At 58.8% G+C, this 24910-nt stretch carries 25 protein-coding genes, 1 tRNA gene and 2 pseudogenes; 9 read left to right on the top strand and 19 right to left on the bottom strand.

The window, feature by feature from the left end; genetic code table 11:
• Positions 1-51: 51 nt before the first annotated feature.
• From ACP7EE_RS12440 to ACP7EE_RS12385, 12 genes are all read right to left on the bottom strand, one after another.
• Positions 52-999, bottom strand: coding sequence for a peptidylprolyl isomerase (locus tag ACP7EE_RS12440; protein ID WP_426234733.1), 948 nt, complete (start codon positions 997-999; stop codon positions 52-54).
• A complete protein-coding gene (locus tag ACP7EE_RS12435; protein ID WP_420649929.1) occupies positions 996-1469 on the bottom strand; it encodes a YbjN domain-containing protein in 474 nt (157 codons plus the stop codon). Before ACP7EE_RS12435 ends, ACP7EE_RS12440 begins: the two co-directional genes overlap by 4 nt.
• Positions 1470-1502: 33 nt before the next feature.
• Entirely contained in the window at positions 1503-2132 is a 630-nt protein-coding gene (locus ACP7EE_RS12430) for a DNA repair protein (RefSeq protein ID WP_426234732.1), read from the bottom strand.
• Between the two features lie 17 nt (positions 2133-2149).
• Positions 2150-3850 (bottom strand): putative porin, encoded by a 1701-nt coding sequence (locus ACP7EE_RS12425; RefSeq protein WP_426234731.1) that lies wholly within the window; start codon positions 3848-3850, stop codon positions 2150-2152.
• A gap of 39 nt (positions 3851-3889) precedes the next feature.
• The gene (locus ACP7EE_RS12420) at positions 3890-4597 is read right to left on the bottom strand and encodes an energy transducer TonB family protein (protein WP_426234730.1); all 708 of its coding nucleotides are present in this window, start codon (positions 4595-4597) and stop codon (positions 3890-3892) included.
• Positions 4598-4599: 2 nt separating this feature from the next.
• The gene (locus tag ACP7EE_RS12415) at positions 4600-5025 is read right to left on the bottom strand and encodes an ExbD/TolR family protein (protein ID WP_420649933.1); all 426 of its coding nucleotides are present in this window, start codon (positions 5023-5025) and stop codon (positions 4600-4602) included.
• Positions 5026-5036: 11 nt separating this feature from the next.
• Positions 5037-6836, bottom strand: a complete 1800-nt coding sequence (locus ACP7EE_RS12410; RefSeq protein WP_426234729.1) for a DUF2341 domain-containing protein — start codon at positions 6834-6836, stop codon at positions 5037-5039.
• 15 nt (positions 6837-6851) lie between these two features.
• Entirely contained in the window at positions 6852-8450 is a 1599-nt protein-coding gene (locus ACP7EE_RS12405; RefSeq protein WP_426234728.1) for a ShlB/FhaC/HecB family hemolysin secretion/activation protein, read from the bottom strand.
• A 50-nt stretch (positions 8451-8500) separates the two neighbouring features.
• Positions 8501-9103: a transposase gene (locus tag ACP7EE_RS12400; protein ID WP_426201558.1), complete on the bottom strand. Its 603-nt coding sequence runs from the start codon at positions 9101-9103 to the stop codon at positions 8501-8503.
• Between the two features lie 291 nt (positions 9104-9394).
• Positions 9395-10603, bottom strand: coding sequence for a DSD1 family PLP-dependent enzyme (locus ACP7EE_RS12395; protein ID WP_426234749.1), 1209 nt, complete (start codon positions 10601-10603; stop codon positions 9395-9397).
• Positions 10604-10677: 74 nt separating this feature from the next.
• A complete protein-coding gene (locus ACP7EE_RS12390; RefSeq protein WP_426234748.1) occupies positions 10678-12006 on the bottom strand; it encodes a D-arabinono-1,4-lactone oxidase in 1329 nt (442 codons plus the stop codon).
• A gap of 76 nt (positions 12007-12082) precedes the next feature.
• Entirely contained in the window at positions 12083-12436 is a 354-nt protein-coding gene (locus ACP7EE_RS12385; RefSeq protein WP_426234727.1) for a c-type cytochrome, read from the bottom strand.
• Between the two features lie 239 nt (positions 12437-12675).
• Between ACP7EE_RS12385 and ACP7EE_RS12380 the strand changes: the two genes are divergently transcribed.
• The 3 genes from ACP7EE_RS12380 (at position 12676) to ACP7EE_RS12370 (ending at position 17361) form a co-directional block, all read left to right on the top strand.
• Positions 12676-14301, top strand: coding sequence for an NADP-dependent glyceraldehyde-3-phosphate dehydrogenase (locus ACP7EE_RS12380; RefSeq protein WP_426234726.1), 1626 nt, complete (start codon positions 12676-12678; stop codon positions 14299-14301).
• Between the two features lie 47 nt (positions 14302-14348).
• Positions 14349-15386, top strand: a complete 1038-nt coding sequence (locus ACP7EE_RS12375; RefSeq protein ID WP_426234725.1) for an FUSC family protein — start codon at positions 14349-14351, stop codon at positions 15384-15386.
• Positions 15387-15468: 82 nt separating this feature from the next.
• Positions 15469-17361: an acyltransferase family protein gene (locus ACP7EE_RS12370; protein ID WP_426234724.1), complete on the top strand. Its 1893-nt coding sequence runs from the start codon at positions 15469-15471 to the stop codon at positions 17359-17361.
• A gap of 2 nt (positions 17362-17363) precedes the next feature.
• Here the strand turns inward: ACP7EE_RS12370 and ACP7EE_RS12365 are convergent, their stop codons facing one another.
• The gene (locus ACP7EE_RS12365) at positions 17364-18257 is read right to left on the bottom strand and encodes a DMT family transporter (protein WP_426234723.1); all 894 of its coding nucleotides are present in this window, start codon (positions 18255-18257) and stop codon (positions 17364-17366) included.
• 137 nt (positions 18258-18394) lie between these two features.
• Here ACP7EE_RS12365 and ACP7EE_RS12360 point away from each other — a divergent pair, with 137 nt between their 5' ends.
• Both ACP7EE_RS12360 and ACP7EE_RS12355 read left to right on the top strand, forming a co-directional pair.
• Positions 18395-18832, top strand: coding sequence for an Lrp/AsnC family transcriptional regulator (locus ACP7EE_RS12360; RefSeq protein WP_401211098.1), 438 nt, complete (start codon positions 18395-18397; stop codon positions 18830-18832).
• A gap of 56 nt (positions 18833-18888) precedes the next feature.
• Positions 18889-19215: a YceK/YidQ family lipoprotein gene (locus tag ACP7EE_RS12355; RefSeq protein ID WP_426234722.1), complete on the top strand. Its 327-nt coding sequence runs from the start codon at positions 18889-18891 to the stop codon at positions 19213-19215.
• 62 nt (positions 19216-19277) lie between these two features.
• Here the strand turns inward: ACP7EE_RS12355 and ACP7EE_RS12350 are convergent, their stop codons facing one another.
• Positions 19278-19949 (bottom strand): Bax inhibitor-1/YccA family protein, encoded by a 672-nt coding sequence (locus tag ACP7EE_RS12350; RefSeq protein WP_095118699.1) that lies wholly within the window; start codon positions 19947-19949, stop codon positions 19278-19280.
• 122 nt (positions 19950-20071) lie between these two features.
• On the opposite strand from ACP7EE_RS12350, the gene ACP7EE_RS12345 reads away from it, so the two are divergent.
• Together ACP7EE_RS12345 and ACP7EE_RS12340 are read left to right on the top strand one after the other, a co-directional pair.
• A tRNA-Ser gene (locus ACP7EE_RS12345) sits at positions 20072-20159 on the top strand.
• A gap of 207 nt (positions 20160-20366) precedes the next feature.
• A pseudogene (locus ACP7EE_RS12340) lies at positions 20367-20566 on the top strand (hypothetical protein); the annotation flags it as partial.
• Between the two features lie 215 nt (positions 20567-20781).
• Here the strand turns inward: ACP7EE_RS12340 and ACP7EE_RS12335 are convergent.
• Positions 20782-21297 carry a GNAT family N-acetyltransferase gene (locus ACP7EE_RS12335; protein WP_426234721.1) on the bottom strand — a complete coding sequence of 172 codons (516 nt, stop codon included), beginning with the start codon at positions 21295-21297 and terminating at the stop codon, positions 20782-20784.
• 214 nt (positions 21298-21511) lie between these two features.
• Between ACP7EE_RS12335 and ACP7EE_RS12330 the strand changes: the two are divergent.
• A pseudogene (locus ACP7EE_RS12330) lies at positions 21512-21725 on the top strand (hypothetical protein).
• A gap of 89 nt (positions 21726-21814) precedes the next feature.
• Here the strand turns inward: ACP7EE_RS12330 and ACP7EE_RS12325 are convergent.
• Together ACP7EE_RS12325 and ACP7EE_RS12320 are read right to left on the bottom strand one after the other, a co-directional pair.
• The gene (locus ACP7EE_RS12325; protein ID WP_426234720.1) at positions 21815-22747 is read right to left on the bottom strand and encodes a diguanylate cyclase; all 933 of its coding nucleotides are present in this window, start codon (positions 22745-22747) and stop codon (positions 21815-21817) included.
• A 315-nt stretch (positions 22748-23062) separates the two neighbouring features.
• Positions 23063-23281: a hypothetical protein gene (locus tag ACP7EE_RS12320; RefSeq protein ID WP_426234719.1), complete on the bottom strand. Its 219-nt coding sequence runs from the start codon at positions 23279-23281 to the stop codon at positions 23063-23065.
• A gap of 209 nt (positions 23282-23490) precedes the next feature.
• On the opposite strand from ACP7EE_RS12320, the gene ACP7EE_RS12315 reads away from it, so the two are divergent.
• Entirely contained in the window at positions 23491-23820 is a 330-nt protein-coding gene (locus tag ACP7EE_RS12315; protein WP_426234718.1) for a hypothetical protein, read from the top strand.
• A 6-nt stretch (positions 23821-23826) separates the two neighbouring features.
• Here the strand turns inward: ACP7EE_RS12315 and ACP7EE_RS12310 are convergent, their stop codons facing one another.
• Positions 23827-24252: a cell wall hydrolase gene (locus ACP7EE_RS12310; protein WP_426234717.1), complete on the bottom strand. Its 426-nt coding sequence runs from the start codon at positions 24250-24252 to the stop codon at positions 23827-23829.
• Complete coding sequence (locus ACP7EE_RS12305) at positions 24252-24797, bottom strand: HNH endonuclease (RefSeq protein WP_426234716.1); 546 nt, start codon at positions 24795-24797, stop codon at positions 24252-24254. Before ACP7EE_RS12305 ends, ACP7EE_RS12310 begins: the two co-directional genes overlap by 1 nt.
• Positions 24798-24910 lie beyond the last annotated feature (113 nt).

Genomic DNA, 24910 nt, shown 5'->3' with positions numbered 1-24910 from the left:
TCGTTACACACATCCACCGCAGCTCCCACAGGGATTTCGGTGAAGCGGAATTCAGTTTTTTTGCTCCAGGATCTTGTTGAGTTCGGCGCCGTCGATGCTCAGGGTGGCGGTGTTGAGCATGCCGTCCAGATAGGCCTGGGCGATCTGTTCCTGACGTTGGGCGCGCAGGGCTTGGGTCAGTTGGTCGCGCAGTTCATCAAGGGTCGCGGTGCGTGCCGGTTGTTGTTCAGTGAGTTTGATGATGTGCAAACCGGCGGAGCTTTGGACGGGATCGGAGACTGCGCCAACCTTGAGCCGCGCGACGGCGCTGCGCACTTCCGGCACCAGTTGCTGCAAGGGTTGCAGGCCGGTGTCGCCGCCGCGTTCGGCAGTGATCCGATCCTGAGAAAATTCTTTAGCAAGCACGGCAAACTCGGATGGAGCGGTCTGCGCTTTCTTGCTCAACTCCCCCGCCTGCTTACGTACCGCATCCAGATTTTGCGCATCACTCGCCCCGAGAAAAATCTGACTGACCCGATACAACGCCGGCGTTTGCCAATTGGCTTTACCCGCGTCATACGCCTGCTGCAACTCAGCCGCGCTCGGGTAATCCGCTGGCACCTGACTTACCGACTGCAAGTAATCACGGAACACAATCTGCTCGGTGGCCGCACGGGTCTGCCGCGCAACTTCCGGACGCTGCGCCCAGCCCTGCGCATCCGCCTGCTCCAGCACGGCTTTCTCCGCCAGCCGCGCACGAATCCAGCGCTCCAGCGCCTCGCGGTTGCCACGCAGTTGCTCGCGCGTCGCCTCAGGCACGGTCGCCAACAGCGTCTGCAATTCCTCCGGTGAGACTTGCTGATTGCCGAGCCGCGCAACCGCCGGCCCGCCAGCAACCGCTGCCACTGGCGACGGTTGCTGAGCGGCGACCGGGTCACTGCCCGGTCGCACCACCAGCGCCACGGCGACCACCAACAACGCTACAGCCGCAGCGCTGATTACCATGGCCGGTTTCTTCACAGCGCGACTTCCTCTTGCTCGGCGACCGCGACTTTCGCAGTCTGCGCAGCCGCTCCGTTCTGCGCGAAATCACGCAGATAGACGATGAATTCCTGCAGCAGGCGATCCCACAATTCGAGATTGCCACGCAGGTGTTCGTTGCTGACCCCGGCCGCGACCACCACGTCCATTTCCATCACCAGAAATTCGCCCTGCAACGACAGGCGTGCGAAGCGGCGCGAGGCGTTCCATTGCTCGGCCACACCGACCGGCAATTCACCCTGCACACGCAAGGCGCAGCTGAACGTGAAGTCAACGAAGCTGCCCTGCTCCACCGCCGGATTACCGAAACGCACCGCGTAGCCGATGCCCTGACTGGCGCTGAGCAACTGGACGATGCCGTTCTGTTCGGTCTGATTGACGCGATAACCGGCGGCTTGCAGCACGTCGGTCAGCGATTGCGGGGAAACGTGGGTGATCAATTGAGTCATGGGGTTCTTCCTTGTTGATCCGTCTAATAACAATCAGTGTGCGAGCGCCGCTTGTGGCGCGTCGAATTGGGTCTTGTACAGATCGTCGCCAAAGCCCTGCGTCAGCTCTTCGAACTTGACCCGGGCTGTGCCGGCGAAGGGCTGGCGGATCTTCATCACCTCGGCCACATCGATGTTTTCGTAGGCGGTGAGGATCTGCTTGGCCACGCCGTACATTTGCTGATTCTTGACTGAACATTGCTGCACTTGTGTGTCACGTTCAGTCAATTGCGCCTGAAGCTTAGACCGTTCCGCCTCTTTGGCACGGGCCATGACCAGCAACTCGTCATAGGCCTTTTTGAACTTGCCGGTCTGCTCGTTGCTGGCCGCCACTTGCGCCTGCGCCTGGCTGTGCAGGTTCTGCTGCTGCCCGGCCAGTTGCTCGGCGACGCCCTTGGCCTTGGCCAGCTCGGCGCTCAATTGCTTGATCTGCGCCTGCGCAGCCTTGGCCTCGTTCTGCGCCGCCAACTGCGCGGCGCTGGCCTGGGCCTGTTGACTCTGCAGGGCTTGCAGTTGCTGGGTGGTACTGCGCAATTGGGTGCGCAGGCGTTCTTCCATGCCTTCGGCGCTCGCCCCGCTGGCGACCAAAACGCCCAAACCAAACAACAAAATGCGCATGTACATTAGCCTCTCCCGGCGCCTTAGAAGCGCGTGTTGATCTCAAGCTGCATGACGTCGATGTCGTACGGCGCGCCGTACACCGCTTCGGAACTCAACCAGCGGCCAGTGGCGTAGACGTTTTTCGCCAGACCGTAGTTGGCGCCCAGGAAGTAGCCCTTGGCGTTGGTGCCGCCGAGGTGGAACGAGGAATCGTTGAAGCCGTCCGGCAAGGCGTCCGGCTGGATGTATTTGTAGCCCGCGAACAGGTTCCAGTCGCCCTGCTTCTTCAGCTCCAGCGCGGTGCCGAGGGTGAACTGCACCATCCACGCATTGGCGCCGCTTTCGACGTTGCCGTTGCTGTCGAGGTTGTTGACGATCTGCCCGGCCGAGCGCTTGCGCATCTCGCCTTCGTCGTAGCTGAGGTTGTGGATGTAGTTGCCCTGGCTGCGCAGTTTGAAGTCTTCCGGCAGGTCGGCGTCCCACACCACGTTCAGATCAAGCAGATTGAACTCCGAAGCCAGGCCAACGAATTGCGGCTGCGGCGTGGTCGACGGGTTGAGCGGGTTCGGCGTGATGTCGCGCAGCAGGAACACGCTGTTGCCCTTCTGCATGAAGGCGCTGCGGCTGCCATCGGTGTCGCAACCCGGCGCGCCGGCCCACGGTTCGCAAGGGCTGGAGCGCTGTCCTTCGATGTCGTCGAAACGGTAATAAGCCAACGCACCCTTGATGAGGTTGTTGCTGTTGATCGCCCATTTCGCGCCAAGCTGCGCGCCGTACAGCCACTTGTTGTCGCTGTCTTCCTTGTCGAAGCCGTTGCTCGATGCGGTGTCGTTGGTGTACTCGACCGGGAACGCGCCGACGGTGCCGAACACGCCCCAGTCGCGGCTGAGTTTGTGGTCGAAAATCGCTGCCACGCCGTCGAAGTTCAAGTCGTTGGAATAGAGCATGTCGGTGGACATGAACGGGTTGGCAAATCGGCCACCGGTCAGGGTCAACTCATCCGAAGGCTTCCAGTTCAGATAACCCTGATCGAGCCAGATGTCTTTTTTGGCGAAACCACCGCCGAGGCTCTGCGTAGTGGAAACCGGGTTGTTGTCCGAGCCGGTGCCGATGCGGATGCCGGCAGTCCATTCCGGCGAGATCACGGCTTTCATGCCCAGACGCGCACGCAGGCGGAACAGGTTTTCGCGGTCTTCGCGGGTGTTGAGCAGCGGCGGCAGGCTGGTGCTGCTGTTCGGGTTTACGTCGTACGGGCCGTTGTTGTTGAGCTTGGCAAAGTCGACGATTTCGTTGCTGTTGCTGCCCGAGTAGTAACGCGATTCGTCACGCAGACGAATGTCGCCGTCGAAACTCACGCGGGAAATCCAGTCGGGAAAGGTGTTGGGGGCGGCCCAGTTTTCCTGCTTGGCGGTGGCCATGACTTCGGCTTTGACCTGATCGCGGATCTGGTCGCGCACCGCTGCCGGCACGTATTGCACACGCACATCACCCGGCGCTGCGACCGGCCCGGCGGCAACCACGGCGGTGGATGCGGCAGCCTGTTTGGCTTGCGCGGCTTCGTTCTGCGCCTGAGCGATCAGCGCGTCAGCTTTGTCTTGTTTCAGAATGCCCTGCTCGACCAGCAAGCGGATCAGATTGATCGTGGCGTTCTCCGAGGGCGCAGGCGCTGCCACGGCCTGACCGACCAGGGTCGCGATGACCATGCCGACCGCCAGGGACAATCGATTCACGTTGGAAATCATCTGCACACAACTCCTAATGGCAAAACTCTAAAAGTTCGGTTAACCCGGACGCCGCCCTTGCAGGGACATGCGCACAGGCAAAGTGATGGAGGCCGGTGGCCGCTCGCTTAAGGCAGGCGCGTTACGCAAGGCAGCGAGCACCTGAGTGTCGATTTCGGGGTTGCCGCTGGACTTGATCAGCTCGACGCGGGTGATCTCGCCAACGCTGCTCAGCCACACATCGGCCTGCAACGAAAACGCGAGGTTGCGCAGGTCGGGGTTCTCGCGCAGCAGCTTCTGGAACGTGAACGCGAGGAACTGGCTGTAAGTGCCGTTGCCCAGGCGCCCGCCGCCCGCACCGGCCATGCCGCCGCCCTTGCCTGCACCGATGTTGAAAGCATCGCTGCCGCTCTGGGCGTCGCCGTCCATTTGCATCGGGTTGGCCAGATCGTCCGCTGGTGATGGCGGTGCTTCTTCCTCGGGCTTGACCTCTTGCGGCTCGGGCGTTGGCTCGGGCTCGACGATTTTTTCTTCGACCGGGGTTTCCGGCTCCGGCGGTTTTTCCGGCGGCGGAGGTGGCGGTGGCGGCAACGGAATGATCGTCGGCACCTTCGGCGCTTCACGGCGGACGCCGCTCATGTCGTTGGCCCACTGCCACAGCAAATACGCGGCGATGGCGCCGAGCAGTAACCCGGCGCCCCACTTCACAAAGCGCAGCGGCGACTTCTTCACCGGCGGCAGTGGCTCGATTGGCAGTTGTGCGGTCATGGTCAGCCCTGGCTCGGTTTGCCGGTGACGAGACCGACCTGGGACAGTTCGAGCCGGCGCAGCAGGTCGAGCACTTCAATGACCTTCTGGTACTGCACCGTAGCGTCGCCGCGCACGATCACCGGGAAGTCCGGGTTCTGCGCCTTCTCGATGCGCAGGCGTTCCTCCAGCTCCGGCAAAGTCACCGGGTAGGCGTCGAGGAACACCTGACCGCCATCGTTGACCGAAATCGCCTTGGTCTTGGCTTCCGACAGCGACACCGAGGCGCTGGCCTTCGGCAGGTTGATCTGAATCCCCGAGACCTGCGCGGTGGCGGTGAGGATGAACATCACCAGCACCACCATCAGCACGTCCACCAGTGGCGTGATGTTGATGCTGTCGACCGGTGCATCGTCATCATCGTCGTGGGAGGTATTTACGGACGCCATGTCAGTGCTCCTCAGGCCGGTACGGATGCGTTGGCGTGATGGCCGCGCTGATGCGCCGCTTCACTGAACTGGCTCTCGCCATGCATCTCCGCCAGACGCGTGATGAACTCGTCGACGAACACGCGCATGTCGGCGCTGACCTCTTTGTTGCGGGTGATCAGGCGGTTGTAACCAAACAGCGCGGGGATCGCGACGAACAGGCCCATCGCGGTGGCGAGCAAGGCTGCGGCCATGCCCGGTGCAATGGCGTTGATGTTGACGTCACCGGCCATGGCGGTGCCGAGGAACACCACCATGATCCCCATGACGGTGCCAAGCAGGCCGATGTACGGACCGCCGGCGATCGCGTTGGACAGGGTCGAAAGCTTCGAGCCAAGGGCCTGGTTTTCGCGGGTGCGCACGCCGTCCATCGAGCAGCGGATGGCTTCGATGGTGGCTGCGGAAACCGAAGAAGTGTCAGCGCCCTGTTCGCGGCGAGTGCGGATTTCCTTGACCGCCACCAGATACAGGCGCCACAGCGACGAATGCTGCAAACGCTGGGCGAGTTGCGCGTCGTCGGCGAACATCTCCAGGCGCGTGCCGACCTTGGCGAATTGCTCGCGGAACAGTTCGTTGGCGGCGGTGACGCGGCCGAGCGTGCGGTTCTTGCGCAGCATGATCACCCACGACTGGAACATCATCAGCACCAGCACCGCGATGATCACCCAGGCATCGATCGGCACAGCGTTGAGCAGGAAGCCGAGGCTGCCGAAACCGAAGCCGGACTGTTCTTCATCGACGCCGTAAGCAACCAGTTTTGACTCCGCGCCTTGCGAGGTGGCATCGGCCAGCAACAGCGGTACCGGACGTGAGACTTTCGACAGGCGCAGCTCATCGATGGCGCCAGTGAATGGCTGGAAAGCGCTGGCCGAAAGATCCCCGCCGACGGCCATGACCGAGTTGAACGCGGGCATCGCCACAGCCAACGTCGCGCCTTCGCGACCGTTGATGAACAGCGTGACTTTGGAGCCTTCAGCCGTCAGCGCAACATGCTGCCACTGGCCCGGATTCAGCGGTTGCGTGGCGACGGCGCGCTGGCCATCGATCTCCACGAACGGTACGCCTTGGTTGACGCCGATCAGCAGACTGTTGGCGCCTTCGCGGCGGGCCAGAATCAACTGTTCGCCACTAGCTTGATCGAGGCGCAGCCAGGCGCTGAAGGTGAACGAGCTGCCCGCGTTGTGTTGCAGCGAAGGGCTGGCCGGCAGCAGCAACGGTTGACCGCTGAACTGCAAGGCCCGCCCTACCACGCCGTCGATGCTCGCGCCGGTCGCACTTTGCGCGGTGTTGCCGTAAGCGGTGGTGTCTTTGGCCGGGGTGCCGGTGGCGCCTTCGAAGTGATAGAGCGCGGTGTAATTCGGATCGAACGTCAGTTGGCCGTTGCCGGTGGCCTGGGCCTTCTGGTTGCCGTAGTACATCCAGATGTCCTGACGCTGCCCGCCCTCGACATTTGGCACATCGACCCAGATCAGCGCCATGCCCATCAGCGCGTCGAAGCTTTCGATCTGGTGGTTGAGCACGGTTTTATCGTCGGCGCTGACGAAGCGCAAATCCGAGCCGTCCTCCTTCACGCCGTCGAAGGTGAAATTGCCAGTGTGCAGGCGCACCAGCAGCGCGGTGCGGCCGAGCGCCTGATTGATCGCCGCGCCTTGTGGCGTGGTATCGACGGCGATCTGTTTGCGGTAATGCCAGTCGTCCTGCCACCAGGCCTGAGCCGTGGCCGGGAGCACGAAGCCCAGGCAGATCAACAACGAAAGGATGAGGCGCTGCATGAAAAGTGCTCCTTGTTAGAAAGTGGCCTGAAGGTTGAAGTGCAGGCGCGATTCCTGTTTCGAGGTGTTCGGCCCTTCGAGTAGCGGGTAGCCCCAGTCGAGGCTGCCGGACAGCCATTTACTCAGGCTGGCGCGGGTGCCGAGACCGACGCTGGCCAGGGCGTAATTGGCGTCCTGATCCGGCAATTCGTCGCGCAGATACAGTTGCGCGCCTTCGGCGAAGGCGTAGAAGCGCCAGTCCTGCACCCACGTGCCGGCGTACTTGGCCAGCGATGGAGTACGCAGTTCCTGGCTGAGCAAGTAGCCGTCATCAGCGGTGCGTTCGGCGGCCAGATAGCCGCGTACCGAAGTCGCGCCGCCGGCAGAGAACTGTTCGTTTGAAACCAAGGGACCGGATGCCAACTGGAACGCGGCTTTGCTCGCGCTCTGCCAGTCGTTGTTGAAGGTCCAGGTGAAATTGGTATCGCCCTTGAGCACGGCGAAACTCGGATTCGCGCGGTAGCGCTTGTAGTCGAAGTCTTCGTCGGAACTGCCGTAACCGAAGATGCTGCGCGTGGCCGCGACCAGACTCAGGCCGAGGCCGAGCTGACTCTTTTCGGTGTAGCGATAGCCGTTGTAGGCGAAGGTGAAAGGTGCGTATTGCAGCGGGACTTTGTCGCTCTCGCCGGACAGGGTCAGGCGCTCGTCGAAATCCTTGAAGTCGATGCCGGCCGACAGCGAGTTCGACCAACTGCCGCTGGATGGCAGCGTGTAGATCGCCGACACCCCGTAGGAATGCCCCTTACCGAGCACGTTGCTGCCGCCAATGGTCGCGACGTTGCTGTCGGACTGATAACCGGAGAACTGCACGCTCCAGCGATCGGTCAGCGGCGCGGTGTAGGAACCGGACCAGACTTTGGCGTTGCTGGTGTCTTCGGGCGCGGTGAAGTAGGTCAGGGAAATGCTGTGACCGAGCTGCCAGAGGTTGTTGTAGCCAAGGCTGGTGACGGCACGGAGCTTTTCGGTGTCGGCGCTGTAGTCGTTGTTGAGGCCAACGCTGGCGGTCCACGGGTTCTGGTCTTCGACCTGCAAATCCACATCCATGGTGCCGGGGCGCTGGCCTTCGCGCACCAGCGGCATGACTTGCCGGCCCGGGGTTTTGTTGAGTTGCGCGAGTTCGCCCTGGACCTTGGCGAAGTCCGGCACCTCGCCTTCTTTCAGCGCCGGGACGTTGTCGCGGATGTCCAGCGGCGAATAGTGTTTCGCGCCGACCACCCGCACCCGGCCGACCTTGGTTTCGCTGACTTGCAGATAGACGATGCCGTCAGCGACGGCCTGCTCCGGCAGTTCGACGAACACCGATTGATAGCCGCGTTCCTGATAGACCTTCTGCAACGCATCACGCGCGCCCTCGATGTCGGTCAGGGCTTTTTGCGGGCCGAGAAACGGGTACACCGCCTCTTCAATCGCCCGCGCATCGAGCACGGTGTTGCCGCGCACGAAGTATTCGTTGACGTCGACCAGACGCTGGGCGGCAGCGCTTTCGGCGGCCTCTTCGGCGAGCGCCGGCTGCGCGCCCGCCGTCACCAGCAACCAGCCCCACAGCGCCAGCCGTGACGTGAAAATCTGTTCCACACTACCCCCTGAAATTCCCTTGGATCTGTTGGCGCTCAAGCGCCCCGTCATCAATTGCTGGCTGTCGAGGCGCAGGAATGCTTGCCGAGCCAGGTGTGCAAAAGCGCGAAGTTCAAGGAGAACTCGGGCATTTGCAGCAAGGCACCGCAGAACACTTCGCCGATGATTTTCTGGATGAGCTGCACCGCACGCGGGTTGTTGAGCAGCGTGGCGATGTCGCGACTGAGGACGTTGAAGCTCCAGACTTTCTGGTTCAGGCCAAGGCCGACGAACCAGCGGAACAGCAGGTTGTAGTTCAGCTGTTCGTAGAGCTGCTGTTCGCTGGGCACCGAATACAGCAGTTGCAGGAGCAGGATGTGCATGACCGTTTGCGCGGGGATGAGCATGCCGGGCTGGGCGTTGAGGTCGTGCAGGAGCTCGCGATGGGCGTCGAGCAGATCGTCGATCTGCGGGCGTAGCAATACCAGCGAATGGCCGGGCGGAATGTAGCTGGAGACCTCTTTCAAAGCGCCCTGCCAGTCATCCTGCGACACGATCCAGACCCACGGCGCGCCGTAGCGATACACCGAAACCGGCTTCTTGCGCGCGGCTTCGACGATCTTCGACAGGCGTTGATCGAGTTCCTGCATGCCCACTTTCGAGTAGCGTTCCATAGTCCCCATTGCCTCACTCCCGGCGTCCCGCCTCGGCTTGTGAAAAGCGCCCCGAAAGGCCCCTCAAGCGCGTTACATAGGCATGACCGGACTGGCTATGTGCTACCGAACTTTTGTCATAAAAGCTTCATTACAGAAATTGATCGGGATTTGACAGACAACACAAAACCCTGTGGGAGCTGGCTTGCCAGCGATAGCGGTCCGTCAGCAAAGAAATGGGTTGCTGACCCGACGCTATCGCTGGCAAGCCAGCTCCCACAGGGTTTTGTATTGTTCTGAAAAATCAGCAGTTCAGGTATAGACCGGCCAGGTGTCGACGATCTTGCCGCCGCGCACGGCCAGTAAGTCCCCGAACTGCAGGAGGACAGCTTCGGTCTGGGTCGGGCGCAGGAACACTTGATCCTCCACGGTGAGCCCCACGGCATTCGAGCCGTTGACCATTTCCTGATTCGAGCTGCGGCCATACACGCCATTGCTTTGCAACCCGGGCGGCGATTCGAACTCGGCCATCCAGTTGCCGCCGTAAATGAAAAAGGTCTGGCGCTGGTTGGCGTCCCACCACGAGAACAGTTTCGACTTGTCATCCAGCGCCGGGATGTTCACCGCGCCGGTGCTTTTCAGCACGGGTGTGGCGATGTAGGCGGCAGGCACGTGATCGACCAGTGACGGCAGATCATAGTGAGTCGGTTTGAGCATCGCGGTCCCGACCGAAACTTCCGTGCTCAGACGTTCATTTTCATGCATGCGATAGCTGGGGCTGCCGGCCGTATTCAGAGTCAAACCGTCATGCCACAACGCGGGGAATTGCTGGCGGGTGAAGTCGACGCAGCGCTGGTAAATCACCATGACCTTGGCGAACAACTCTTCAGGCGAACCCAAAATCCCCGGCACACCCATGCCCACGAACGGGTCGTAGCCCATGAACCCGGCGAACTGCAGGTGCTGCGGATTGACAGCGATCAAAGTGAGCATCTGCCCGAGCACATTCACGTCACTGACGCCACCGCGATGCAGGCCGACATCCAGTTCGATGTTGATGCGCATCCGCGTGCCCAAGCCTCGCGCCAAGTCGAGGTATTGTTGCAGGCGCTCAGGGCCGTCGAGCAGCCATTGCAGCTGTTTGGCCGGATCGAACTGACCTTTGTGCGTCTGATAGAACAGCTCGGCCGAACGCACCGGCAGCGGCTTGCCGAGCAGAATATCGGACTGTGGAAACGCGACGGCATCGTGATTGAGAAACGGCTGATGAAACGACATCAGCCGCTGCGTGCCGGCGCGCTGAGCGATGTAACTCAACAGGCCCGGCGCCGGCAGGGATTTCTCCACCAGCCGCAGATGTTTGCCGCTGCGTTTGATCGACTGCACCACCACGTCGATGTTGTGATCGAGGCGATCAAGATCAATCAGTAACACCGGGCGCATCGGGCCGTTGGCCTTGAGCTCGCGATTCAGCGCGCGGAAATAGTCGCTGTATGGTGCGCCGCGATCCCCCGGCCGCAGCCACGCGCCAACTCCCACCAGCAACGCGCTAACACCCAATGTGCCGAGCAGAAAATTGCGGCGATTGACCGCCATCAGCTCACCCCCAGAATCGACGACAGATGTGCATTAAGAAATTTGCCGCTCGGGTCCAGCGCTTGTCGAACCTGAATGAATTCCTGCCAGCGCGGATACAGCGTCTGCAACGTCCGCGCATTAAGCGTGTGCAACTTGCCCCAGTGCGGGCGGCCGTTGTACTTCCAGAAGATCGGCTCGACCGCTGCGAAGAAGTTGTGGTGATCCATCTGGTAATGCTGGTGCACCGAGATCGAACAGCTGTCGCGGCCCTCGAACATGCTCAGCGGAATATCGTCGGCCGCGACGTAGCGGTACTCGATGGGAAACCAGGTGCGCAGATCCTTGTCCTGAATCAGCTTGAGGATTTCGCGCAGGCACGCCGGGCCGTATTCGGCGGGCACCGAATATTCCATCTCGTTGAAGCGCACGGTGCGCACGTTGGCGTAGATGTCGAACGAATCGCCAACCCGGTCATCGAAACTCGCCAAATGGCGCAGGCTGTTGAGCAGCGTGCGGCGCAGATCAGGGAAATCGCTGCCGTATTTATCGATCTTTTCGATCAGCGTTACGAACGCGTTGCCGCCCTCCTCCTCGGGGCTGATTGGCGGCGTCGGCGGATCATTGGTTTCGTTGAGGGCGATGGACAGCGCGTAGTCGGAATGGGTGACGACGAGCATTTCCCAGTGCTGATTTTCGCGGGTGTGCTTGTCGAGGTCTTCGAGCAGTTCTTCGGTCTTGGCGATCCACTGGGTTTCGCGCAGAAGATAGGCCGGACGGTTTTGCAGACGGATTTTGGTTGCTACGCCGAGGGCACCGAGGGAAACGCGAGCAGCAGTGAACACTTCGGGATGGCGCTGGCGGTCGCAGTCCAGCACTTCGCCGCTGGCGGTCACCAGTTGCATGCCGCAGACGTGGGCCGAGTAGGACTGGAAGTTTTTACCGGTGCCGTGGGTCGAGGTGGCAATCGCTCCGGCGAGGGTTTGATAATCAATGTCCGCCATATTTTGCAGGGCCTGGCCGGCCTCCTTGAGCGGCACGCCCATGCGCGACATCGGGGTGCCGGCGGCGAATTCAGCTTGTAGGGTTTTCGGGTCGTGATCGAGCAAGCCGTTGAAGTAACTCAGGGACAGCAACGTGCCGTCGGTGGGCACCAGCGCGCTGAAGGAATGCGCCGAGCCGACCGGGCGGATCTTGCCCGGTGCCTGCTGGATCACCGAGGTCAGTTCATCGAGATTCTTCGGCGCCAGTCGCGCGGCTGGTTGGCAGCTCTGCCCGCCCGACCAGTTGCGCCACGGAATCAACCGAGGCGCGCGCAGCAACTGGCCCAACGCCGGGCTCGATGCCAGCGCACTGAACGCACCGACGATGCTTGCCCGTTGCAACAACTGACGCCGTGTCAGGTCCATCGTCATGCGCGCACCCTTACTGTGGCAGCGGCTGGTCGGCCATGAAGCCGATCAACTGCAGAAACTGATCTTCCGAACACTCGACGCACTGGCCCATCGGCGGCATGCCGTTGTAGCCATTGATGGCGTGGTCGAGCAACGTGTCGGCGCCTTGCTGCACGCGTGGTTCCCAGGCTTTGCGATCGCCGGTGAGTGGCGCGTTCGCGGCGGGGTTGGCATGGCAGAGCTGGCAGCTGTTGGCGTAAATCTGTGCCAGGACCGGATCGGACGGCATGCCATCGCTGGCGGTGGCTGGTGGTTTGGGGTCGTCGCCACAACCGGCCAGCGCCATACACAGCGCTATCAATAAAGTCAGTCGGGGTGCCCGCATAGCGATCCTCGCGTGAAGTGCCTTTTATTGTTGGGATCCGGCGGGTTCAACCATAAGCCAGACGCTGCGGGCATTGCGGGCCATTGATGGGGACTTCCGGGGCCAGCCAATCGCCTCTGTTCTGCGCCTTTGCGTGACATTCGCGTGACATTTGCGGGTTTAAATTTCGGCGCATTCAGGCGTATAACCTGTACAGACTTTTCCGATCGGCACGCCGACAAACTCTATGGGGTAGCAACATGGCCACAGCACACATCCTTGAGAACCTGTTCCCTGCTGTCAGCGACATCCCGGAAAAATACCGCCTCGAGGGGCAAGTCGAGCAACGCGAATACCTGGTCGACGGCCAGTTGCGCCGCTGGGACGGCCCGCTCGCCACGGTGCGCAGCCCGGTTTACTTGAAGGGCGAAAACGGCGACGAACAAGTGATCCTCGGCAGTACGCCGCTGCTCGATGCCGACACTGCCCTCACCGCCCTCGATGCCGCCGTGCGCGCCTATGACCGTGGTCAGGGCCTGTGGCCGACCATGCGCGTGGCCGAACGTATCCAGCACGTTGAAGCCTTCTTGCGCCGCATGCGTGAACAGCGCGACGCCGTCGTGAAGTTGCTGATGTGGGAGATCGGCAAGAACCTCAAGGACTCGGAAAAAGAGTTCGACCGCACCTGCGACTACATCGTCGACACCATCAATGCGCTGAAAGAACTCGACCGCCGGTCCAGCCGTTTCGAACTCGAACAAGACACGCTCGGGCAGATCCGCCGCGTGCCGCTCGGCGTGGCGCTGTGCATGGGGCCTTACAACTATCCGCTGAACGAAACCTTCACCACGCTGATTCCGGCGCTGATCATGGGCAACACGGTGGTGTTCAAACCGGCCAAGCTCGGCGTGTTGCTGATCCGTCCGTTGCTCGAAGCCTTTCGCGACAGCTTCCCGACCGGTGTGATCAACGTGATCTACGGCAGTGGCCGCGAGACCGTCAGCGCGCTGATGGCCAGCGGCAAGATCGATATCTTCGCCTTTATCGGCACCAACAAAGCCGCCAGCGACCTGAAAAAACTGCATCCGAAACCACACCGTTTGCGCGCGGCATTGGGGTTGGACGCGAAGAACCCCGGCATCATTTTGCCGGAGGTCGATCTGGACAACGCGGTCAGCGAAGCAGTCACCGGCTCCTTGTCGTTCAACGGCCAGCGCTGCACTGCGTTGAAAATCCTGTTTGTGCATGAAGACGTGGTCGACAGCTTCATCGAGAAATTCAACGCCAAACTCGCCACCCTCAAACCGGGTATGCCGTGGGACAGCGGTGTGTCGCTGACGCCATTGCCGGAAGCGAGCAAGGTCGATTATCTGCACGGTCTGGTGGCTGACGCGCAAAGCAAGGGCGCGCAAGTGGTCAACCCGAATGGCGGCGAATCCCGCGAATCGTTCTTCTATCCGGCGGTGCTGTACCCGGTGACGCCGCAAATGCGCGTGTATCAGGAAGAACAGTTCGGCCCAGTGGTGCCGATCGTGCCGTACCGTCACCTCGATACCGTGATCGATTACGTGCTCGAGTCGGATTTCGGCCAGCAACTGAGCATCTTCGGTACCAACCCGGTGGCGGTCGGCCGACTGGTCGATACGTTTGCCAATCAGGTTGGACGGATCAACCTCAACGCCCAGTGCCAACGCGGCCCGGACACTTATCCGTTCAACGGTCGCAAGAACTCCGCCGAAGGCACGCTGTCGGTACACGATGCATTGCGGGTGTTTTCGATCCGCACGCTGGTGGCGACCAAGTTCCAGGACAGCAACAAGGATCTGATCAGCGAGATCATTCGCGGACGCGATTCAAGCTTCCTGACCACCGACTACATCTTCTGAGGAGACTGACACTGAGCACGTTCAGCCCGCACCGTTGGCCACCGCTGTTGCGGCGGATTCTGCGTCCTGTACTGGACCCGTATCGCCGCTATCGACATGCGCGGCTGATCCACGCGGTGCGGGTGGCGTTGGGGTTGCTGGCGACGATCGTGCTGACCACCGGCATCAACCTGCCCCACGGTGAGTGGGCGTCGGTGACGATGCTGGTGGTGATCGGCGGTTTGCAGCATCACGGCAACATCGGCAAAAAAGCCGCAGAACGGGCCACCGGCACTTTGATCGGTGCTGGTGTCGGATTGTTGCTGGTTGCGCAGGAAGCGTGGCTGGGCATGCCGTGGCTGACCTACTTCGCGATGGCGGTGGTCTGCGGTTTCTTCTCCTATCACGCCATCGGCAAGGGCGGCTACACCGCCCTGCTCTCGGCGATTACCGTATTCATTGTTGCCGGCCACGGCGACAATCCGATCACCGACGGGCTGTGGCGCGGAGTCGACATCCTGATCGGCATCGCCTTGGCCTTGGCATTCTCTTTCGCGCTGCCGCTGTACGCGGTGTACTCGTGGCGCTACAACCTGGCTGACGCTTTGCGCGACTGCGCCACGGTGTACGGGCGGATCATCAGCGGCCAGCCGGTGACGGCCGATGAACATCTAAAACTGATGGGCAAACTGAACACGGTGATGGTGCAGCTGCGTTCGCTGATGCCGTCGGTGTCCAAGGAGGTGAAGGTTTCCATGACCGAACTGGATGCGATCCAGCGCAACCTGCGCATGTGCATCAGTACCTTGGAAATACTCGGCAATACCCGACCAGACGCCAGTGACCCCGAGGCGATGGCGCATTTGCAATTGGCGCTGAAGGCTGAACATCGACAGATTCGTGTGCAACTGATCGGTATGGCCCGGTCGCTGAAAACCGGCTCGGCCCAGCGCTTGGCACGTCCCGTGGATTTGCCGGACGCCAGCCTTGATGCACCGGTCTACAGCGCGCTCGACGGCTATCGTTTGCTGACGCGGCAACTGGCGAGCAACATCGGCGAAATGCGTCAGCGTCTGGCGAAGACGGCGCCGCGCTGGAACATCTGAAATTCGTCCGGATTTTTCGATGTAACAAATCCGATACCCTCTCTACAATGCGTCCCCATCATGGATGTGACACGGACGCCAAATGCAATTCAGGACGAACATCAACGCCTTGCGCGCGCTCGCCGTACTTTCGGTGGTGCTGTATCACTTCGGCATTACAGGCTTCGGCGGAGGCTTTGCCGGGGTTGACGTGTTCTTCGTCATTTCCGGCTTCTTGATGACCGGCATCATCTGCAAGGGGCTGGAGCAGCAGCGTTTTTCGATTCTGGGGTTTTACGCATCCCGGGCTCGCCGAATCATTCCCGCACTGCTGGTGCTGTGCGTGGCCTTGTTACTGTTTGGTTTCGTGTTCCTGCCGCTGGATGACTTTCGCGAAGTTATCCGATCGATCAAAAGCAGCCTGCTGTTCAGCTCCAACTTCATGTTCGCCAAGGGTGGCAGCTACTTCGACGCGCCGTTGCAGGAAAACTGGTTGCTGCATACGTGGTCGCTGTCGGTGGAGTGGCAGTTCTATGTGCTGTATCCCCTGCTGCTGATGATGCTGTACAAACTGTTTAGCCCGCAAAAGACCCGCTACGTTCTGCTGGTGCTGGCGGTGGTGTCTTTTGTGGCGTCAGTTGTTGTGACTCGTTCAGATCCGGTTTTTGCCTTCTACATGCTGCCGACCCGCGCCTGGGAATTGCTTGCGGGTGGACTGGTGTTTTTGTTCCCGCTGCAGATCAGCAAGCGCAACGGCGTGATCTGCGAGGGGTTGGGGCTGCTGGCGATTGCGGCCAGTGTGGTGTGCTTTTCGGAGCAGGATCAGTGGCCGGGTTACCTCGCCTTGTTGCCGGTGCTCGGTACGGTGCTGGTGATCTACGCCAATACGCAGTCGGTCTTCAGTAATAACAAGGCGCTGCAATTCACCGGCACTATTTCCTATTCGGTGTATCTGTGGCATTGGCCGCTGGTGGTGTTTCTCTATACCTGTGGCCTGCTCGATAGCTGGCCGCACGTTCTCGGCGCGCTGATCATTTCCTTCGCGCTGGGTGGCCTGTCTTATTACCTGGTTGAATCCAGAGTGAAGCCGATCAGTTCGGCACGCGGCACGCTGTTCAAGTTTGCAGGGGCCGTGGTCGGGGTGGTTGTGCTGTCGGCCACGACGGCCTCGCTGGTCAAGGCGCATCCGGATCTGCGCTTTGCCTTTGTTGACCTCGGGCAACCGGAGTACACCAGCAAGCTCTATACGCAAGAGTGCTACCCCAACAATTACGCCGCGGCTGATTGCAAGCTCGGCACGGGTGAGGTGTCAGTCATTCTGTTTGGCGACAGCCATGCGCAATCCACCGCGGCTGCCGTGCAGCTGGATAACCCGAATGCAGCGTTGTCCTGGGCCCGTGGCGGTTGCCCGACGTTGCAGAACTTTCAGATGCGCGACAAACAGCTCGAAGGCCAATGCCGTGCGTTCAATGACGAAAAACTGCAAATCCTGAAAGATTCATACGCGGGTGTTCCTGTGGTGCTGTTCAGCCGGGCGGCGTTGTATGCCGATCCAAGCCGCGGCAATAGCTACCGGATTCGCTTTCCAGATCAACAACACGTGGCCTTCAGCAATGCCTACATCGCCGAGTACGCCGCAACCGTCTGCGCAATCGCCGAGAACCACCCGGTGTACATCGTCAGGCCAATTCCGGAGATGCCGTTCAGCGTCTTCAAGGGGCTGAATCTGCATCAGCGCATCTTTGGCGATGCTTCGGACATTTCGGTCCCGTTGCTCGACTATGAACGGCGCAACAGCATTGCCAACAACGCCATCGCCGTAGCGGCGAAACGCTGCAACGCTCAGGTGCTGGACCCGACTGCGAATCTTTGCCCTGACGGCAATTGCATGGGATCGAAGGATGGCGTGCCTTTGTACTTTGACGACAACCATCTGGTGGATGCCGGCAATCTGCAGCTCAAAGGCTTGTTTAAATCGGTGTTCAAGGACATATGAGGTCACTGCGCCGCCAAGCGCCGCGCTCTCAATCCCCAGCCCTGTTGCATGCCGGCCGCGGCCAGCAGAATCGCCGCCACACCGAGCCATTGCAGCGGTTGCAGGCGATGGCCGAAGGCGAACCAGTCGACGAAAATCGCCGCAATCGGATAGATGAAAGACAGTGCGCCGGTCAATGCGGTCGGCAACTTCTGAATTGCGCCGTACAGCAGCACATACATCAAACCGGTGTGAACGATGCCCAGTGTCAGCAGACTGGCCCAGGCACTGGTTGCCTGTGGCAGCGCGGAGAAATGCGCGAACGGTGCGAGCAAGAGGATGCCGGTGCACACCTGAATCAGCGCGATCAGGTGCGGCGGCGTGCCGGTCAAGCGTTTGATGATCAATGCGGCGATGGCGTAGAGCAACGCTGCGCCGAGCGCCAGGGCAATACCGATCAGGTAATCGCTGCCGCCCTCGCCCTGCCCGCCATGCGCACTGACAATCGCCAACATGCCGAGGAAGGAAACCGCCAGCCACAACAGTTTCTGCACGGTGATTTTCTCGCCGAGAAACAGCGCCGCCAGTCCCACCAGCATGAATGGCTGCACGTTGTACACCGCCGTGCCGATGGCAATCGACGCCCGCGAATACGAGGCGAACAGCAACACCCAGTTGCCGACAATCGCCACGCCGCTGATGACTGCCAGCAGGAACGTGGTACGGGTCAGAATGCCTGGTTTTAGAAAGCCGAACGCGGCGCAGATCAACAGCAAAGTGCCGGCGCCGAACACGCAGCGCCAGAACACTACGTCGAGAACCGGTTGCCCGGACACCAGCACGAACCAGCCGATGGTCCCGGAAATCAGCATGGCGGCGGTCATCTCGAACGAGCCGCGCCGGAGGGTTTTGTCCATCATTGATCTCCTGTGTTTGAGGGAAAAGTATGCCAAGCGGACACAGGGCTTCTCCAGCGCATAAAGCAGGCTAAACTCGGTTTCTGCCTTTTTTATCGCGGGTAGTTCGCGGTGATTGCCTAATGCTGGAGTTGTGTATGACTGACGATATCGACCAGATCCTCATCGGCGCATTGATGGAAGACTCGCGGCGTTCGCTCAAGGCGCTGGCGCAGATCAGCGGATTGTCTTCACCGAGTGTCGCCGAGCGCCTGCGCCGGTTGGAAGAGCGCGGTGTGCTCAAGGGCTACACCGTGGAGATCGACCCGAAGTGCTTCGGTTATCAGTTGCAGGCCATCGTTCGGGTGCGGCCGCTGCCCGGACAATTGCAGGAAGTCGAGCGGCAGATCCAGTCGATTCCCGAGTTCACCGAATGCGACAAGGTCACTGGCGAGGACTGCTTCATCGCCCGCCTGCATGTGCGCTCGATGGAACAGCTGGACACGCTGCTCGATCGTCTTAACACCTTGGCTGAGACCAATACCGCAATCGTCAAGAAGACACCGGTCAAACGCCGCTTGCCGCCGATGGCGTGAGTGCCTTTGGCTTTAACTTGGCGTAGATTGAGATTTTCCGGCGAGGGAATGGCGGTATGAAAATTCAGGCAGTGATGCTGGCAGCAATGATGCTCGCCGGTTGCGGGACGGTGCAGACCGTGGTGCTCAGCGATGAGTCGGCAGCGAAGGATCTGCGACGACAGAAATCCTACTGTGGCGCCGTGCCACGGATCTACAGCGGCGTGACCTACGATTTCTGCATGCTGCACGCCGAGCGCCCGGAAAATGTCGATGCGTTCAACTACAAAAACGCAACGCCAGGCCTGCTGGTCGATGCAGCGGTATCCGGGGTGCTGGATACGTTGCTGCTGCCCTACACGATCTACAAGCAGAATGCCGATGGCAGCATCATCGTCAATTAGCCTTTATCGCAGGCAACAAAAAACCCGCCGAAGCGGGTTTTTTGCTATTGCGCGTCTAGCTATCAGTCGTCGCGGCTCATGATGCCGAAGATTTGCAGCAGGCTGACAAACAGGTTGTAGATCGATACATACAGGCTGATGGTCGCCATGATGTAGTTGCGCTCGCCACCGTGGATGATCGCGCTGGTCTGGAACAGAATGCACACCGACGAGAACAGCACGAAACCGGCGCTGATCGCCAGTTGCAGACCGCTGACCTGGAAGAAGAAGCTCGCCAGGGTTGCGCCCAGCAGGACGAAGAAACCGGCGGTGATGAAGCCACCGAGGAAGCTCATGTCCTTGCGGGTGATCAGCACGTACGCCGACAGACCACCGAAGACCAGTGCGGTCATCGCGAACGCGGAGCTGACCACTTCAGCGCCGCCCTGCATGCCCAGGTAACGGTTGAGGATCGGGCCGAGCAGGAAACCCATGAAACCGGTCAGGGCAAATGCCGACACCAGGCCCCACGCGGAATCGCGGAGTTTGTTAGTGAGGAAGAACAGCCCGTAGAAGCCGATCAGCACCACGAAAATGTTCGGGTAGCCAACACGCATCTGCTGAGCCACGAAAGCCATCACGCCGCTGAATGCAAGCGTCAGCGCCAGAAGGCCATAAGTGTTGCGCAGGACGCGGCTAACCTCTAGCTGCTCAGCCTGCACGCTGTTATTAACTGCGTAATCCTGTTCGCGCATGGCGACACTCCTGTTGGTTTGAAACGTTCAGTCGCAAAGATCATAACAGACGCTCTGTAACAAGCCATGCAGAGAGTTTGACAGTGTGTTTCATTCAGGTATTATGGCGCCCGCAACGCAACGGAGGTGTGGCCGAGTGGTTTAAGGCAACGGTCTTGAAAACCGTCGACTGTAACAGGTCCATGAGTTCGAATCCCATCGCCTCCGCCATATTTGTACCGACAAAGCCCTGATTATTCAGGGCTTTGTCGTTTCTGGGGTTTGAGAAAATTCGCGCTCGTCCTGATGCGTTCCATAACTTTTATGGACGTGTTCCATAACTCGGCCTGTTCTTCCCCCTCTCCGGCGTCCTGCCGATCGGCAAACACTCCCCATGTAACACGGTGCTGCGCTGGGTTCTTTCACGGAGGAAGCCCGATGCAAAATTCAGATCTGCTTCCTTCCCTGCTCTACAAATCAACGAAAACCAGCTCGCCCTCGAAGCCGCCATCATGGAGCTGACGCTGTGGCGTCGAGCAGCGCGGATATGTCTGCGTCGCGGAGAACGTGTGTGGCGCGCTCTGGACGATCGACAGTAACGAGGAACTATCAAGATGTCCCTGACTGTATTGATGACCTCGACTGACCGCTTTCGGCCCAGAGTGTGTAAAAACGCTTCGTCAAAACTGAAGATCGCGCGTCTATGCGAAATCTGAAAATTTTCGGCTGCTCAGCGATCTGGACTTTGCGTAGAAACGCGATTCTCAGTCCAACACTGGGCTCCAATCGCGCTGAAAAACGTTTTTACACAGCCTCGGCCAAAAGCAGTCAGTCACGGGTGTGACAGAGGTGATTAAACGGTTGGTATTTGGTAAACAACCGAGTCGTACTTGGCTGATGTGCGCATCTCGAGGATGATCCCACCCAGAGCCTCGGCAATACGTCGACTTGCATAGTTGTCTGTCGCAACGGGGTAGATGAAGTTTTTTGCTACCATTCGCTGGCTGGCCCACTGAACAACCGCTCGGACCGCTTCACCTCCAAAGCCTAGCCCGTGTTCATCTTCACGAATCCAGATACCCAGCTCTGGTGTTTCACTTTGGGTATCGTGCAATCCAACCAAGCCAGTAAAACGGGCATCTTCGAGTTGTCTAATTGCGAACACAAAGTCGCTGCCATCAGCGATTGAAGGCAACCACTGCCGCCAGACTTGTGCGTAATCCTCAAGCGAAGCAGGTGGTTCCCACGACATGTAGCGAGTCAACGAAGCAGTTATACAAGTGTAGGATTCAACCGCGTCCTGCGCGCAGAATGGCTCAATACGAAGGTGTGGCGACTGAATGCAGGTTTCGCGGGTATCGACGGGCATCGTAATTTCCATATCAGAGGTGCAGTACTCCGCTTGTGTCCGGTAAAAGTAACATGCTGATCGTTTCTTCAGCGAATCGAACGTCCTCTTCGGTTCAATTGCGGCCGTTTACGACAGGCTGCAATCGGCCAGAAGCGGACTTCCAGATAACTTGCTCCAGGTATCACTGCCCTTCAGAAGCTATGCTTGTTCTTTTTCGAAAGGAGTGGGAGCAGTGTCAGACGAGTATTCGTTATCGGATGCGCTGGAAAGGATGTACCAGAATCAGCTCGGTTTGGAAGCGACCCTGATGGTTGACGCTTCACGCAGAACAGCAAGGTTTGGCCGGCGTTGGTGAAAAGTTTCGTGCCGCCTTGTGGGGGATCGGCGAGAGCGCTGGTCACATCAAGCAGGGCTTGGCCAAGTTGAGGGGAAAGAGCGAGGGCTAGATTGAGTGTAGACATCTGCCCAGATTATTCTCACTGGAATGAAGGAGCAAAATCATCAAAGCCATTTTCTCCAGACTTACGTACAGACCTTATAGGTTAAAGTGTTGGTTTCTACCACGTTCTTTAGCTATGTAAAGAGCTCTGTCGGCTCGGGCTAGCAGATCATTACATGGGTGCAGAGGACTAAATATATGTACTGAAAAACCAACGCTTATAGTTAAGTACCCTGTCTTAGAAGCACACTGCGGTATTCTCAAATCTCGCACTAGCTGGCATAGAGTTTCGACGTGCCGAGCTGATTGCTCGATTGTCATTCCGCTGAAAAGAACTACAAATTCTTCACCGCCATACCTAGCTGCAAAATCAGAGCCTCGCTGGAAAGACATATTCAAACTATCCGCGACACGCTTCAATACTTCGTCGCCAGCTTGATGCCCGTAAACATCATTGAATAACTTAAAGTGATCAACATCAATCATGGCGAGAGTCAATGAATCACTGGTACGGCACGCGATTCTGCATTGAACTTCAAACTGCGTATCAAAAAAACGACGATTATAAATACCTGTCAGCCCATCTTTTATAGATAATTGCTCGAAGTGCGCCTTCATCTCTTCAAGAGACTGATGCTCGTCGCGAAGCTGCTGCAATATTAGCATGCGAGGCGTTACATCTTTTTGTATACCCAAAAAATTTGTCACAACACCATTTTCATCATGAATTGGAGATATGCTCAGCTCATTCCAAAACATCGTCCCATCCTTGCGATAGTTACGCAATGTTACAAGGCAGTACTCTCCATTTTTAACGGCACTGGAAACAATTTCAAGCTCAGGCTGTTCTCGATCGTCTTTTTGTAGATATCGACAGTTAACATTCGTGATTTCTTCAAACGAGTAACCGGTCATGCGCTCAAAAGCAGGATTTACAAAAATCAGCGGATTGTCGTCAATACCATTGTCAGAGATGGTGATGCCGTCTCGTGAATCCATAACTGCCTGTTTAAGAATTTCAATTTTCATGCAAATTCCTTTGATAGGGTTGGATGGAGGAGAGCTGTTTTAAAAGGGCATACCATCTAGACTAGAAAGTTAATTAACTTGACGAATGTATAAGTGTAGTCGTTGAAAAAATACAATGTCTGTTTTTTATGCTTTCGATAGCCGCTGCGCTTGACTTCAGTCAAAAGCTCCCCAGAAACAGCCCTGGCTGGCTGACTGCGACAGAAATGAACTGCATTAGGGCATCAGATAAAGGCTTAATTGGTCACTTCATTTTGCGCGCGACCGCTTGGTGACCGGCAGCTTCTGGCCGATTGCCGCCTGCTAGGGCGATTCCTAAGACTGCCGTATCCGCATGATCGCATCTGTAATCGCTTTTGCGTTTGTGTCTAGGGTCTCCATAGCGATCACAGCGTTATCTGCAACTACCTCCACGCCATTAGCTGAAAGCCATACGGTGACCTCCTCTATTGCAGCCGCCAACGCATGCTGGTTATGCAGGAGCAATGTCAGCGCATCTGCCGTGGCGATGTTGGAGCCTGAGTTATCGGGCATGGGATCAGTCCTAAAATGATGGTTGGGAACAGCCTAGTCCATGCGTCCGGATTAGTTTGTCCAACAATCATTTTTTCCCAAAGCAATCCCCGGTAACCCTCCGCGCAGGATCGTGGACCGCCATCCACAACAGCTCGTCGCCTCACCCTCGCCCAACCAACGCGCCTCGATTACTGTATATGCAAACAGTGCCAAGCAAAGGCGTTACCGTGAATCCCTCCGATATCGAAAACACTGACGGCTGGCTTGGCAATCCCGAGCCGCTCGAAACCTGCCGTCACCAGCTCCGGATGTATGAGAACGAATTCGAGTCGCTCACCCTTCAACTGGCACGAGCTCTGGAAAATGTTCAGGGGCTGGTGCGCATGAATGATGAGATCACCCGTGTACGGGATTCACTTCGGGTAGAACTGGACTGGGCAAAGACTGATTTATTGCGCGAAAAACGCAGCTTTGCTGAGGTGGAGCATCAAAGACAGTACTTACAGAGTAAAAATCAGCGACTGCTTAGGGAGAGGCGCAATAGCGAAGAAGAATGATCCAATTTACGGCACATCCTTGAAGAAGACGTGCCCGCCCAGTTTGAGGGTCTGCTTCGCCTTCGCCGCCCACGCTGGCGGCTTTTTCATGCTGAGCGCGTAATAGTGCGTGGCGCCACCGGTAGGATCCGGCACCTTGCCGTCAATCACCTGATTAGCAGCAATCCGCGCCTGCCCCAGTTCGCTGAATGGGATCTGCTTCACGCTGGTCAGAAACTGATAGTTGGGGTCGGTCTTGTTCCAGCAGCTGAACTGGTACGGGGCCTGGCAAACGCCGGCATAGCCCTCCCCCCACCACGACTTGGTCTTGCCATCGTTCACTCGGTTGCGGATGGTCCAGGCCACGGCGATCTGGCCTGTCACGCCCTCACCCCGGGCCTCACCGTACAGCGTGCGCGCCAAAATATCGCGCTCCTTCTCCGTCACGCTCATCAGATATGACTCCAAGATTTTCGATTAACGATTTTTGAAACGGTCTGGAAGGCGATGCCGAACTCTTCTCCGATTACGGCAAGGGATGCGCCAGCTGTGCGCCTTGCACGAATAAGCAGCACTGCCCCGTCATCTAACTTTGCGCCCCCGTTTCGAGACCCGGTCGTCCGTGTACCGTGGGCGACCTTGTCGTCCTCATTCTCGATCCGGGTTTTCCATGAGAGGTTGCTGTAGTGGTTATTGCTCGGTTTCCCATCGCCGTGGGCGACTTCCATACCAGATCCGATCGGCGCCCCAAGAAACGCTATTGCGACAAGACGGTGAGCCTCGAAATATTGGTGCTCACCATTAATCGTGAGCTTGAAGCGCGGGTATCCAGCCTTGTGCCAGCAGAATGAGAGAATCTTGCCCGGATAGGTTCGGCGCCCAGGGGTGCGTCGCCGTACGTGGCCATACTCGCTGACTTCATAATCATCAGAGGCGTGGCATCGGCGCCACTCCAGCGCGCCGAGGTTGACGCCGGCGGGCACTGGCAGAATTCTCATGGGGCACCCCACAGCGTACGGGCGAGGATGTCGCGGTCTTTTTCGGTTGCAGTCATCACTTTTCTCCAGGCATAAAAAAACCGCCTCTCGGGCGGCTGCTTGTTCTTTCTCAA

The organism is Pseudomonas sp. TWP3-2 (assembly GCF_049897765.1).
Lineage (GTDB): Bacteria > Pseudomonadota > Gammaproteobacteria > Pseudomonadales > Pseudomonadaceae > Aquipseudomonas.
This window is presented reverse-complemented; position numbering and strand designations above follow the sequence as displayed.